The sequence below is a fragment of the Erythrobacter sp. SN6-5 genome (genome assembly GCF_057364945.1).
Genome location: NZ_CP200282.1, coordinates 1,897,212 through 1,911,300 on the forward strand (window position 1 = coordinate 1,897,212; position 14,089 = coordinate 1,911,300).

The 14,089-nt window shown below is 55.4% G+C and carries 8 protein-coding genes; all 8 read right to left on the minus strand.

Annotated elements, in window-relative coordinates; all coding sequences use genetic code 11:
* Nucleotides 1-20: 20 nt before the first annotated feature.
* Genes AC0V6Z_RS09450 through AC0V6Z_RS09485 form a run of 8 tightly spaced genes read right to left on the minus strand, consistent with a single transcriptional unit; the run spans nucleotide 21 to nucleotide 14,022 of the window.
* The gene (locus AC0V6Z_RS09450) at nucleotides 21-4,124 is read right to left on the minus strand and encodes a LysM peptidoglycan-binding domain-containing protein (protein ID WP_472638264.1); all 4,104 of its coding nucleotides are present in this window, start codon (nucleotides 4,122-4,124) and stop codon (nucleotides 21-23) included.
* A complete protein-coding gene (locus AC0V6Z_RS09455; RefSeq protein WP_472638265.1) occupies nucleotides 4,117-6,414 on the minus strand; it encodes a hypothetical protein in 2,298 nt (765 codons plus the stop codon). Before AC0V6Z_RS09455 ends, AC0V6Z_RS09450 begins: the two co-directional genes overlap by 8 nt.
* A complete protein-coding gene (locus AC0V6Z_RS09460) occupies nucleotides 6,398-6,808 on the minus strand; it encodes a LysM peptidoglycan-binding domain-containing protein (RefSeq protein WP_472638266.1) in 411 nt (136 codons plus the stop codon). The genes AC0V6Z_RS09455 and AC0V6Z_RS09460 overlap by 17 nt, the downstream gene beginning before the upstream one ends.
* The gene (locus AC0V6Z_RS09465; protein WP_472638267.1) at nucleotides 6,729-9,974 is read right to left on the minus strand and encodes a hypothetical protein; all 3,246 of its coding nucleotides are present in this window, start codon (nucleotides 9,972-9,974) and stop codon (nucleotides 6,729-6,731) included. Before AC0V6Z_RS09465 ends, AC0V6Z_RS09460 begins: the two co-directional genes overlap by 80 nt.
* Before the next feature lie 54 nt (nucleotides 9,975-10,028).
* Entirely contained in the window at nucleotides 10,029-10,523 is a 495-nt protein-coding gene (locus AC0V6Z_RS09470) for a hypothetical protein (protein ID WP_472638268.1), read from the minus strand.
* Nucleotides 10,524-10,525: 2 nt separating this feature from the next.
* A complete protein-coding gene (locus AC0V6Z_RS09475) occupies nucleotides 10,526-10,783 on the minus strand; it encodes a hypothetical protein (RefSeq protein ID WP_472638269.1) in 258 nt (85 codons plus the stop codon).
* A complete protein-coding gene (locus AC0V6Z_RS09480) occupies nucleotides 10,764-11,972 on the minus strand; it encodes a hypothetical protein (RefSeq protein WP_486176476.1) in 1,209 nt (402 codons plus the stop codon). The genes AC0V6Z_RS09475 and AC0V6Z_RS09480 overlap by 20 nt, the downstream gene beginning before the upstream one ends.
* Nucleotides 11,941-14,022, minus strand: a complete 2,082-nt coding sequence (locus AC0V6Z_RS09485) for a hypothetical protein (protein WP_472638271.1) — start codon at nucleotides 14,020-14,022, stop codon at nucleotides 11,941-11,943. Before AC0V6Z_RS09485 ends, AC0V6Z_RS09480 begins: the two co-directional genes overlap by 32 nt.
* Nucleotides 14,023-14,089 lie beyond the last annotated feature (67 nt).

The following is a 14,089-nucleotide window of genomic DNA, read 5'->3' on the forward strand; positions in this document are numbered from 1 at the left end:
CCCTTCGTTAAGTCTCGTCTCTATTGTTGAGACATGCGCACCCTGACATCGATGATCTCGAGCAATTGCGGCGGCGTGTCCTTGTCATTGAGATGGCTGAAAAGCTTAAGTGTGAAAGACCAGTTTTCGTTCGGTGAAAGGTCATAGCCTGACAGGAATTCGGCCAGATGCGCAGCGATGGTATCAGCTGCTATCTTCGGTGTAGGCAGCTCACCGTCCCCCGTCTTGTCCAGTTCGATTAATGGCGTGGTGGACACTGGCACAAACATTGATTTCCAGTCAGCCGGATCGATCTCTTTTTCGCTGTTCGCTGTCGCTGAAGGCCGCGTAAACGCCATTGTCGCCGAAACGCGCTGACGTGAAGGGACAGTGCCGCCATCACTTGGGAAGAAAATCCGCTCCAGAATCAATTTCAATCGGTCTGCGAGTGGTCCGATTTCGGTGCCAAGGTTGATCCGCTGGGCATAGGTAAAGGTCGGTGTGAGGTAATTGCTTGTCCGAACATCCGGTATGTGGAGCAGGAACGGGTCAGATGTACGAACGCCTTCGACCAATCGGCGATTGCGCTGGATCGAGATGCCGCCCCAACATTGTTGATAGGTCAGCAAGTTGAGGTGCCTGTCATCGACTCGATAGAATTCGCCCAAGCGCGTCCGCGGGACCGGCACTTCCCCACTCTCTACCGCAATATCTGCATCGATATCAGCAAGTGAGGCGTGTTTCGCGGATACCATCGTCGCGGTGAAGGCATCGGTCTTCACTGCTTCCGTTTCCCGCCCGAGCATGCTTGCTTCGGGGATGCTGCCACACGCGGTGCTGGCGAGCCCCGTGGTACCCTCCGGTGTAACCGTGAGGAGTGAATGGCCGCGAGGATGTTTGTGCTGCCGGATACGGAACCTTTCGCCAGACGCGACCTGCGAAGCTTCGGTGCCAAGGTTTTGCCATTGTACCCCAGCGCTGGTGGCGAGCTCGGCGAATATCTGAACGGCATTCAAGACGATCTTCGCTTCCGCTTCGCCGCCTGGCTGACCTTCCCATTTGCGCATAATTAGGATGTCATCGAACAGCGCATCCTCTATCGCTTGGAATTGCGCGAGCGTTGCAGCAAGAGCCTCCACACCGACAGGTTCATCAATTTCTGGCGCCTGCCTGTCGAACGCACCAGGCTCATACCGGGTATAGGAGATCTCATCCTGGGCCGATGCGTCGAAAGCAAAGCGCAGTCGGTAATCATAGAACATGATGTCGCCGATCTTGTCTGGATCGACTTTGCCGTCAGCGACTCTGGGCGTCACGCCGTGATCAAGAACTTGTGGTGGGATTGGAAACTGACGGTTCGGTACGGGCAGATCGAACGCATCCGGGATCTGTTCAAACTCGTGGTCGATAAAGGTCAACCATTCCGATGCCTGATAGTCGCCGCCATCATCAACATCGTGAATATTATACTCCATCGCCTGCACCTTGAAGGCGAGTTGCAACGGCAAGCTGCTGGCTTGATCTGGCATTGAGTTAACCAATACAGTGTTGAGTTTATTTACATATTCAGGATCGGAGAATAGCGTAATCTTCGAGGCAGAAGCAGTAACCGGGGGCAGACGTGTCAGGAATGTAAATTCGGTTCCTGGCTTCAGCAGCGGTGCTTTGACGAGGTATTTTTTGAAAACCTCGACTTCCGTCTCATTGAACCAGGCAACGAGGTCATCGAAACACTCCTTGCCTGTAGTGACATAAGTGTCCTTGCCCTTCCATTCGAGCGAGATGTTAGGTTCGAAGACTCCCTTCGTTTTTCCATTCATTTGGACAAAGATACTGATGGAGAAGTCTAGCAGGTTGTCGGAGGTCAAATTAGGCGCAAGCCGCTCCAGAGCTGATCCATATGTCTCATCGATTTCTGTTTTAGTTACATTGCGAGCGAGCGGGATTTCTGCGCCCGACTTGAGGAAGCCCGGCGTATCATGAACCGCCTCGATAAGCGTTTCGACCGTAACTTCAGCTTCTCTGGCGACGTGCGCAATCGTTTCACCAAGAGTGACGACGTGTTTCTTCCCGACTGGAACCTTGAAGCCGGGATCGAGCAAGTTTTCGACGTTCTGTAAGAGCACACCAAGGAGGACAGGCGTGGTACCAAAATGCTTCGCTATCTCATCAAAGGTCGGCTTATTATCGGGAATTTTGTAGAGAACCGGGCTTGCCGAACACAGCAGGCGTGGTGCCGTGTCCGATGTCCAGACCCCGTCCGCAGGTGTTGTGGCCGAAACTGCGAATTGGGCCACAACCCCGCCGCGATAGGTCTTCGCAAGTTCAACAAGCAATTGCTGCTCTAGCTGCTCGGCAGCACTGGCATGATCAGGCGGGTTATCCGTAATATCGGGAGCTAGAATTTCATCGATACTGCCCGAAACCGCTTTGGCAATCGCCGCTTTTGCATCGGTAATCGCACGGTATTGTTCGGGCGAAAGCGCCCGCAACGGGGCCGCTAGATCAGGATAGAGGATACGGTCGATCTTTGTGAGTAGCGCCATCGCCCACCGCTCAAGATCGGCATTGTTGAAATTGGTCGCTACGGAAGCTGCAGGATCGAGCGGTACGCCGCTTGTATAGGGCAGGATAGAAACGCCTTTTTTGTTCCAGGGCTCCCGCAATAGAGGGCGCGGGGCGAAGAAGCGTGGCGGGCCAGACACTTCTGCGCCGAACCCCTTGGCGCTCCAGTTCACCGCGACAAGCTTGGATTCTGGTTCTCCGCTCTTCGATAGCAAGGCGCGCGGTGAAACGGACGCAAAAATGTCGGGTCCGATGCACAGCTTTAGATTGTCAAAGGTTTCCTGGAATTGCCGAGCGAAAGCCAGCAATGTGCTCCGTTCCGTCCGCGAGAACTCAGAAGAGAGACGTGCAGGCACGGTGCTTATCACGCTCTCTACTTCTGCCAGATTACGAAAAGCGGGATCGATCAGGTCTTCATCATTGCGGTTGATCCGAATTTCGACACCTAGCCGGTCGGTGACCACGCCCGTGCTAGCCGAGTGTGGCACATCGAGATCTTTGCCAAAGCGGACCGGCGGGAGCAGCAGCAACGCATCGTCAACATAGAGCGCGGTGCTGTCAGCATTGGCTGGATAGGCTCCGATGTCGGCAGGCTTGAGAGAGGGATCACCGATTTGCGCACCCAGCTTAAGCGCAATCGTTGCCCAGGTATCATTCTTGCCAACTGCCTCGATAACTTTAGCGTCAGATGGGCTGGCGCTGTAGACAATTTTTGCGCCTTCTTTGAGCAAGCCGGTTGTGGCCGAGTTTGCGGTTAGGATATCGCGGATCGATCCCTCATGCTCTTTCACAAACTCTGCAAGCGGTTGGCTGCTGACGATGGACGCAGCCATCTTTGTGCCAGCGGGGATGGCAAGCTGCAGTGGAAGCTCGACCTGCGCTCCCTCTGCGAAAAACTTCTGCTCAGCATTTACGGTCGCAATGTCTTCAACCCGGACCGCGTGACTGGCTGCGATCTTTGCCAGCGTATCGCCTTTCTCGATTATGATTTCGAGCAAGCCCAGGAACAGCTCGGTGCCTTGGGCGAATAGCCCCTTCACCACTTCGTTTTCCTTGGCGATATCCGCGACGGTTTTACCGCGCGGCGTAATCCCCTTGAGCGTATCACCAGTCTTGGTGACATACTCCTGTTTATTGAGCTCGAGCAGCACTCCTGGAGCGAGCTCAATGGTATCGTTGAGCGCACCGATCGTCGCGGGATCGGGTTCCCCATTCATCCTATTGGAAATGTCGGCAAGCGAAGTGTTTGGCATAACCGTGAACCGCTCGGGCAGCATCACAGTTGCACCTGCGCGTAGCAGGCAGGGCTGGGTCGCAATTTGTGCCGCCATCTGGCCTAGAGTCACCTCAGCTTCGGAAGCGAGCTTCTTTAGCGTGCTGTTCTCGTTCGTTGCCGTCAGCTGCGGCTCAAGCTGCTGAACTACCTGAAGGTAATTAAAGGCGTCCCTCGCAAAGACCGCTATCCGATTGGTATCAAGCGGCGTGTATACGCCCTTCGTCAGTGTAGTGATGACCTCCGCGTTCGTTCGCTGACCCGCGACTTGATAATAAGCGAGCGCAAACCGTTTTTGATCAGCCATTGCTTTGTTGCGGAGACGATCGGAGCTCTGCCCGATTTGTGCGACGTATCCAGCCGTACGCGAACTTTACCCTGATCCGGATCTGCGGAGAGCTCTGTTGACGAGAATCGGCCACATCATAGGCGATGCTGACCGATGGCCATGCATGAAGAGGCACCAGTGGATCGCGGTAAAGCTGTTTCCATGAAATCGCTGCTCCCCCGCTTGCTGAAGGAAGGCGATTGCCGAATATGTCCTGAAAACCGAAGGATACGCTGGCGGCCTTGCCAAGCCCACCATAAGGATCAAGGCTATCGATATGCTCAAATAGGCCCTTCTCAGCAAACGGAGCGATCGGCAGCAACCTGCGATAGACCCAAGGTTGAAGCGCATCGCCATCCATACCGAAACGAGCCAGTGGATCGTTGTTGTCCGGCTCGTCTGGCATGATGGCAAGGCCATGATTGCTCCGCGAGAACACATCATCCCCCTCCAGCGCATAGCCCATCATCTGGAACATTGCCTGAAGGCGATAGATCGCTTCTTCCGGCGTGATCTCGGCCTCTGCGGGGGTAGGTTGCGGCTGCGGCCGAATAATCTCGAACCCTCCCTGCTCGGGCTCTACACGGCTTTTGCCCGTGACCCAGCCAGGTCGCACGGCCAGAACTGCACCATATTCCAGCAGCCCATCTTGGTCCTCGATAATTGTTGCGAGGTCCGTGAGGTTGAGACCCATGGCCTGCGATACGCCGAGCAGGTCATCGCCTGGTTTGATCGCGTAGGAGTCGCCCTCACCAGGTGTTATTGTCGCTCCTTGATGCAGGATGGTGTGGTTGGATTGGTTGTGCTGAACGATCTCATGGACCGACAGCATTGTACCGGCGACCTTGGCGAGCGATTGTGTTACCTGCGGGTCCGAGCCCTCGACATAACCGACCGTCTTCGTCGTTGCTTGGATCTCGACCGTCGCTTTGGCACTGGTCAGGTTTTCGGCCGTGATCAGCGTGTTGTGAAACTTAGATGGCTGGATCGTCGGTAGGTACGGATTTTCAGTTGGGTCACCTACCCTTAGTGCAACCAGCAGAGTGATCGTCGTTGTCTCGCCCGCTTCGAACAGATGGTCGGGTAGCCCAAGGCCGTCCGAGCCATTCGGGTAGTTCAGGAAGAAGCCACCGCCATTGGTGACGCTGATCTGCCATAGCAGATCGAGGAACCGCTCGCCTTCGGTGAGGGTTGCAGATGCGACGTCTGCACCGTCTTCGAACAGTGGAACCTCGCTGAACAAGCCGACGGGATTTGAGAATGTCGACAAGTTCGTCTTAAGCAAAGCGATCTTGGCACGCGCGTTTAGAGACATCGCGTCAGCATCCAGGCCATCGGCCGATGCTGAAAGCGGATCGGTTGGGTAGAGAAGGTAGATGTCGATCGGATTTTCGCCATGGTAGTCATGGACGTAGCTACGCAGTCCTTCGAGATCTGCCTGCCCCTGTGCAGCGATCGATATCGCCTCATATGTCGCTTTCAGTGGCTCACCATTATCTTCACTGCCAAAGGACTGCCTAATTTGTAGTTCGATAGCGGTCGCCCAACCGGCATTCGTTATCACTCTCCGCACCGGGCGTCCGCTGATGGGATCGGGACTGACTTCGCTCACTTCGAGCGGCGCGAGCCCTTGGGGTTCGGTTGGAAGTGCGCTGCGGATATTGATCGGAACGTCAAGCAGCAGCGGCTGGATCACGAGTTCATCTGGTGGAGGGGCTCCGAAGCCGATTGCTTCCGGGATCGTCCACTGGATCGCGGCGCCAAAAGTCTTTGCGACCGTGACTTGCTGATATGCAGGATATGGGTGCGGAACCAGCGGACCGGGCGCAAGTTTCACTGGGTCCGAGCCGAGTGTGCGGAATTCATTGATGAGCTTAATATCATCGGAAGTCAGGTAAGCAGGCTCCGGGTCGACCGCTTCTTCATGCAATGCTCTCGCCATTGTTTGCGCTGGTTCGCTCGCATTCCAAGTCAGCTTCACCCAATAGGTGTCGGTAGGCGTGGCAGGTGCAGGCCATTGTTGTCCCGACAACGTATAGAGCGGCCAAAGCGGCTTGTCCGTCTCTGGGTCAGAGGCTCTCAAAGGATCACTTGGGTCAGGTAAACGCAATCCGGCCAACAAAAAACGTGATTGCGCTTGAGCCGCGCCGTTGAGCTGCGAACCTTTGGCGCCATTGGCTAGGCGGTCAATCAACTCGCTCTCAGCCATTTCCTCGCAATGAGGAACAATAACACTGGCCAGCGGCGCGGGCTCACCCCAGCCGCTCAAAGTGCCCTGGTTCGCGCGGAGAATACCGGCTCGGCGTTACCGCGAAACTCTTCGCAACATTCGCGGGGCTGGTCGCCGCCGCAGTTGTCGTCGTGAACGATGGGAGATAGATTGACGCCCCAGGCGTAAGCACCAGGGTTTCGGCGTTGGCGAGCGCAAGTGCCTTCGGCGTTAGACCGAATAGCTGCGCAACAGCGACGAACGTATCGCCAGGACGCGGCACAAAATGTTCTACAGCTGGCAGGGCGATCTGCACGCCCATTGGCAGATTTTCAGTGGTGCCGGGGCGAGGCGTGAGCCGCCATTGCTCGACCTCATTGGCCTGCTTGATTGCTTCCGGTGTGGTCTGATGAGCAGCGGCTATCGATGTCAGAGTGTCGCCGCGTGCAATCAAATAGGTACCTGCTGGGACATTTAATGCACGCCCAGGGGACAACAAAGTCGGATCGTAAAGTAGGCTTGCATCGATCAATGCATCGGATGCTTGACCGAACTTGGAAGCAATAGCGGCGATAGTCTCGCTTTCGCCAACTTGCGTCGTAAGCCCGATTTGTGCCAGTCGTTCGGTGTCGAATGCGATGCTTGCCAGCTGCCAGATGACATCGGCCGGCTGTGAGAGCATAGGTGTCTGAAAGATCAGAAATCGAGCGGTCTGCTGCCTGTGGTAATGTGAATTCTGGGATCTCGATCCATGATCCGGCTGGCAAAGACAAAGTCGGATAGTTCGGATCGGAAGTCGCCTCAGGTACACTCCAATCCATCAGCGGATTGGCGCTCTCAATCTCTTGCCAATCAGTAAGATAGAACTGCTTGATGATCGATTGTTTCGTGTCTGCTGCTGTGATGAGATGACGCACGCCACGCATTGTGAGCTTAGCTTGATCGCTGATCAGAGGCTGGCGGAATATCGATCTCGCAGCGGCGAGAGGCGCAACACTCGCGGCCTTGCCTAGGCGCACCAGATCAGGCGCAACGCTTAGTGGCACTCCATCTCTTGCGACTGCGATAGCCGCACCTTCGGGAAATAGTTGGTCGTTCTCAAGGTTGGCATCGATAATTCGCGCGATTCCTGCTGGGTGATTGATGCCGCAATCCTGGGCGATCTTGGGGATTGATCGCCCACCCGCAACAAGATTTGCGAGCGTGAGTTGTTCCACTGCATCGGCCACAATTTTTCTCAAGGTCAGCTTGAAGCAATCGATGAAGATCAATTGTGCCATCGAAAGTGCATCGCCTTCGTCACTGACGACCGCATTCACGGGCGTCCCTTCGGAATTGCGCATGGGGTCAAGGTTCTGGAAATACTCGCGAATGTGCTGCTGGTAAGCTTCCGAACATAACGGGCCGTTCTCGAAATCGAAGCGATAGCTTTCCGCTTCGTTCACCCCTGCTGAAACACTCATCAACGGGATCATAGGAAACGGGGTCAACGTCGGGCCGGTATCGGTCCAGGGCGCCAATTCGATGACCGGAGCAGCCCACTTGGTGAAGAATTTCTCGACATCAGTCGGCGCGATTACAATTGGTGGATTTGCGCCTTCGAGGTGATCCTGAAGCCATGTCAGTTCGGACAAGGTGACCACATCGTCAGCGAGTTCAGCCCCGGCGAGCCATGCCTTTTTGCGCGATTTGGTCAGCCCAAACCGCAACACCAATTCCGAGAATTTTTCTGCTGGTGAAAGACTTTCTTCGCCTTCACGCGATGTGCGCAACATCAAGGCGGCGACGAGATTGACCTCGCCGAGGGCGGGGTCTGGAGTTTTCCCGGGGCGATCGTCTTTGAGGCCCAATGACGTAATAGGTCGGAAATAGAGTTTAAACTCCTCTGGCTCTCGCGGCTCAGCCAGCATGCTCGGTAATAGGTCCTGAACGCGAGCAGCTGCAGCTTTATCCCAATCAAAATCACAGTCCAACATACGGGCGAAAACCGGGTCGGCCACGGTTTCACCCGTTGGGAGTCGCCGATAGCCAACAGGACCAAGGCGCTCCTTCAACGTGGTTCCGACATCCCCCTCAAGCAGCCATGGCGTTTGCTCATCCGTGCCGATCACAGCCTCTTCGCGAATTGTCGCGGAGAACGAAAGCTCGATTGGGATCTTGAAGAGGCCGAGATTGATCTTGACCGTTAGTTGGACTTTGACGCCAGCCTCAAACGCAAGAACTGTCGCGCGGTAGGCTTCAAAAGTCCCTGACACCGAGATGTAAGCATAGATGTTGACTGCGGCACTGATGATCGCAAAGTCGACCTTGCCGTAGATGTGACCCGTTAGCTGCAAAGTACCTGAAACGCGGTAGTATGTCGCCTTTGGCTCAGACTTCTCCCATGGCTCAAAAAAGCCGACAACGCCTTCGATCAGACCTTCAATGCCCAGGAAAAAGCTAGCCTCGAGAATGTCGGCCTTAATCGATTTTCCGACGCCAATGCGGAAACCCGCGCCGACGATGATAACAGGTCCGAAATTGCCTCCGGTGATTGCTGGTAAGTTTGGCACAGCCTTCGGACTCAGACGTCCAAAGTATATGCCGAGTGCCCCCGTAACCGGGATCGGACCGACCATAAGCTCAATTGCGAAAGAGCGCTCGAAATTGAGGTTTTCTGGGAATCCGAGATCAATTTTGAAACCGCCATCAGTGTAGATTTCGATGGCTATGATCGGCAGTGTGACAGAGGCTGCACCGGCTTGAAATCGGCGCAGCACATCGGGCAAGACTAACTCGATGTGATATTGGCCCAGATCTTCGGCAATCTTGCGATAGAGTATCTCGAATTCAAAGCCAGCGAGCGACTTTGCGCGTTCCCCACGCAAGGCGATCCGCGCGCCCGCGAGCGTGGGAAGATTCCATAGGCCTTGGAAATCGAATGTCTCGAGGACGGAGAATTCTGCGCCCACTAACCAGGCAGCGCTTTCGTCATAGACGAGCTTAGTCTGGTCGTTCGTATGGAGCGGATTCAGTTCATTGGGATCTGCCTCGAACAGGGATGTCTTTAATGCATCCATAACCGCGCCGATGGTTTCGTATTGCGTGACATCGCGCAAAGTGACCCGCTGACCAAGCCCGAGGTAGTCAAGCTTGAACACCGCTTTGGATTCAGATGGGGATTGCGGCGGCTTCTCTTTTAAAGCGTCCCAGCTGATCGGATTGTCGCTGAAATCAACACCTAAGAACGAGCCAAAGATGTTTACATCGAGCGACCGGCTCGCGGCAGCCGAATAGAGCACTTCGAGCTTGTCGAACTTCGCAAAGCCAAGATCAACATCAAGCTGATTATAAACCAGGCCATAAGAGGTGGCACCATTGCGCAGTTCAATGATGAATTCAAAACTGTCGAGCCGAATCTTCTCGATTGCATTCCAAGGGGGATCGAGTGCAAGGCGCGGTCCACCAACGGCATTGAGAACATATTGTAGTACCTCACCGAGCGTCTTTTCTCCTACTCTGACGCTGAACCGCACGAGCTTATCTTCGCCGGAATCCTTGAATAACCCGGTCAGCATGAACGGGATTTCAAACAGCCAGATTTCACTCTGGACAGTAATTGCCTTGGTACCAGTGGTCATCGCTATCGCCAGACGGAGTGCGGGTAAATCAGCGGAATTGGGCGCATTAGTGCCTCACGATTTGGGTAATGCTCGCATCACGCCCACACCCACGCCAGCGGCGTCTTCGGTGTATTCGAACAACACTCCAAACCCGACGAGTTTGACAGGACCGAGTTCCAATTGCGCGAATTCTACGCGAAAACCAAAGGCTCCGCTCTGGAATTTGTAAGTACTTGCGCCCTCGTCGTAGTTCGCCTGAAGTGCGAGATCGGTGACGAAAAGCTGAGCGTCCCGCAGCTCAATCACCACAGGTTTCAATGGAGTGATTGCTTCAAGGTCGGTCAGCCGGGCTTCGAACTCGGTCTGAAAATCGGCGCCTGCGCCAAGTGCTGTGGCAACAGTCCCGACAACATCGGTGAAGGTACCAACCTTGATCTCCTTATCACCATCTTTGGCCCGAAAACCGACCTGAATTTGGTTGCCGACCTGACCATCGAGGACGATCTTGCGACGATCCCCGGCGGGGCCAATTTCCAGCGTCACGGATCCTGAAGTCTGAACCGTCATAATTAATCTCCTTTGGTTTTCGCTGCGTCTCTGAAGCGCAGACGTGGTGAGTGTGTAAGGATGGGGGCGGCCTCGATAAGGTCGCTGGTGAGGATCTGATTGATCACCTCTTTGGTCTTGTCGTCTTTGTCTTTGTCGGCGATCCAAGCGCCGTACCAACCAAGCGAATTTGCGCTTCCTGAAGGATCCGGAACGCCGAAGATGTAGAATTCAAATGCTCCGCCCGGGGGCAATGTGTTGCTAAAAATGCTTAGGTTCACGCCATGCATCATCAGCGTCCACTGATCGCCCGCATTGCGCAGATCCAGCGCATAAGCGCGCAGTTTCAGAACGCTCAGGAGGTCCATATCGACGCCGATCCCGTTGAGGTTGGGGCCGGAGAATCTCAGCCCCACATAATGTTGTCCCGGTTCCTTGCCCCAAGCAGTGAGAAGGCGCGCTTCGAGGCCTGCTGCGCTTAGCCACATCGCTGAGCGTGCCCATATCGATGATCTGTGTGAAACCGTACCAATCCCTTGGCAGAGCTCTGGGCTGGTACGGCATTTGTACCGTCATATTGCCTTGCGCATCGGGCTTACCTTTTCCGTGAATCAGCTTGTCGAGCTTGATCGGGAAGCCCTCAAACAGCGATTTTGGGCGCGCTGTGCTGAGCGCTTCATCCAGTTCAAGCTGGTTGGTGTTGAAGGCGTAAGACGTTTTCGCAGGCGGGCCATCAAATGATGCCATGGCAATCGTCAGATTAGAAAACGCCAATTCGTCGAAGGACAGCACATCGTATTTGGATTCGACAGCCTCTGTTTCAAGCGTGCTGAGCTCGAGCCATCCGGCAAAATTGAAGTCGGAGTGGACCTCGCCCTTGGTCTCATCGACCGACTTGGTGACGAACTCTCCTTGCAGAAGCTGGATGGTTCTGAGCGGCCCAGGCCCTGGCTTGACGGTTATCGGTTCAGTCGCGTTAAAACTGTACGCATCGCTGCCCGTGCGAACTTGCCGAGTGCCAATCATCTCCGAAACCGGGAATGTTCCGTCAGCAAGCCGAGCGCGCTGACCGAACATCTCGCCCAGGGCAAGATCGATGGTCGAACGGAAGTCACAGATATCCGATTCCGCAAACCGTACGCCCAGCTCGCGCACGCGGAAGGTGTAGGTCAAACCGTTGCCAGATAGCTTGCTCTCGTCTTCGTAGCGGATCAGACCGAACATCGAAGATGATCGGTTCTGCAAATCGTCCAGAGACGTGAAAGGCGTCTGAGTTACGCCGACATGATGCGCATACAGGCCGCCTGCTTTGATACCAGCTCGAATTCCAGCAAGCTCACTCGGAAATGCACCCAGCTTGGCGTTGAGGAACAAGAAGCCATTCCAATTGGGCGAATCCAAAACGGTTTGGACGAAGAAATCGAAATCGTGGCTAGCGTCACCAGGGTCCGCGCCCATCATCTGCGCCATACGCCCTCGGCTGAGCTTGCATAGATTGGCGAGCCTTTTGGGCAATCTCTTGTAACCGCCGGGACGTGGCTGCGGGGTCCTTGTTAAACTGATCGGCAGAGGTCCAAGCGGAAAGGTCGCCTATCAAATCCTGCATCGCCACGGGCGTGTTCTTAAGGATCAGGACGGTGCCGTGCTCTTTCCAAAATTCAGGCCCTAGCAGAAATTCCCAGTCACGCAGTGTCACACGAGTGTTGGTTTCCGCGTCGTTCACTGGATCGGTATCTCCAGCTGCAGATGGCGGCGGAGGAGGCGGTGGAAGTGGTGGGTCGGCAAAGAACTGCTTGATCGCGTCCGGATCGCTGATGACTAAGAATTGCTCGCTGGTCATCAACGCTGCCTTCAGTGGATCGATAATCCCATTCTCTCCGGCGAAACGCAGCTGCCCTGAGTTACCAGGCAAAATGCCCAGTAAACGCGCAATCTGCACGCTGACCCAACCGGTGTCGTCAAAGGTCGCCTCGAGACCGCGCGGCGTTATCGCAGTGTGTATCTCCCCTTCGGCTACCGTAATGTTGGCGGGGAAATTCTCACCTAGTCCGCCCCTGGCAATACGCGCAGCCTCTGTCTCGACGATTTGCGCCTTGCGGACGGGGCCGATCGCAGTGACAGCTAGGTCGATTGGACCTTTCTCGCTGCCTTTCTTTATCCCTGCCAGCGGCACCATAGGCATGACCGGCGCACTCGCATCGTTGGAAAGAACCACTGGAACCGGCCGAAAATAGGGGAGTATCGAAACAGGCGGAGCGCTGGCCTGGGTTGCATCGAAAAGCGTGCCTTGCCCCGGAGGCTGGGCCTCATAGTACATGCAAAGTTCATCAATTGGGTCGTCGCCCGGCGGTGGATCTGGCTGAGGCAGGGTCAACTTGATCCAGGATGTCGTGGTGTCGTACGCCATTGACACCTCATCGCCTGCCATCTGCACGCAGGACGGCTGGCCCGGAACGAGATCGCAAGTGATGATCTCATCCTGACCTTCTGGCATTACGATGCACTCAGTCCCGGTCGCGCCGCAAGCAAAGCCGCGGTCACGCTTTGAAATGTCGGGCGCTGCTTCTTGCCGGGTCTGATCGCTAAAGCGCAGCTCTAGCTGCCCGATCGGCGACAGCCCGAATCCCCCGGTGCCAGCGGGATTGAAGACCATTCCGAACGATCCGTGCAACGTCGCTGTGATCGAACGCCCGAGTATTGATCGAAACCATGTGACGAAGTTTGCTGTCGGAAGCCCTGATGGTGCAGCTGATATCTTGGTTAAATCGGTGTCTAAGAAGGCACTCAGTGTAAGCTCTGCTCTGCAGGATAGTCCCTCGTGCTGTTCGTGCCCCTCAAATAAGGGATAGCGATAGGCAACGCGGGCGCTGCTTTTGGGGGTCTTCGAATACCAGAAGCCTAGGCCCAGAGCATCAAGGCTGCTCACCAACCCGTCGCCGCCGGGGATGGCAAAGTCGACTGTCAGCTTCGGGCCGGGCGGCGAGCCCAGATCAATGGTGAGTTGGTCTGATGTAGCAGGAAACCAGATTGCATCCCGACCGAACGAAATTTCACCCTCGGCAAACAGGAGGCTGTTGGTCTCAGCATCCGAGGTAACGGTCAGGCCCTTTGCGAACTGCAGGCCATACCCAGCCTCTTCTCCTGTCAAGGCCAGTTCTACCTTGCTGGTTAGAACGTGCTTGCCGTCCGTTTCGTCGAACGGGAATGCGGCACTGTTCCATTCTTCCAGGCGCACATTGGGATCAGCGATCCAGATTAGCCCGACGCTTGGCTCCATGACCTTGGAGACAACCGTTCTGGCGAGCGCAACAGGATCGGCAGGTTGACGTCCCATGAGCAGGATCACGCCGTCTGGCGACTGCCAAGCCTCATTAAGAGTAAATTCGGTTTTTTCGCTCTGCCCCTTCGTGACGAAGGCCACATTGCTCAGCAATCTCAGATCGAGCGCAGTCCCTCCTTCTATCAAGCCACCGTAGTAGTTCGCGGTGTCGAAACGGTTGGAGAAGACAAACTGGCTCACCGATCACTCCTCCCGAAGAGCTTGTCCCTCAGAGTAAGCATGGGCGCGAGATGTGCTGGATTACTGA

Bases quoted from the DNA above. Each gene is read 5' to 3' on its own strand.
- AC0V6Z_RS09470 (WP_472638268.1), bottom strand. From the start codon at position 10,523: ATGACGGTTCAGACTTCAGGATCCGTGACGCTGGAAATTGGCCCCGCC.
- AC0V6Z_RS09450 (WP_472638264.1), bottom strand. From the start codon at position 4,124: ATGGCTGATCAAAAACGGTTTGCGCTCGCTTATTATCAAGTCGCGGGT.
- AC0V6Z_RS09465 (WP_472638267.1), bottom strand. From the start codon at position 9,974: ATGACCACTGGTACCAAGGCAATTACTGTCCAGAGTGAAATCTGGCTG.
- AC0V6Z_RS09480 (WP_486176476.1), bottom strand. From the start codon at position 11,972: ATGGCGCAGATGATGGGCGCGGACCCTGGTGACGCTAGCCACGATTTC.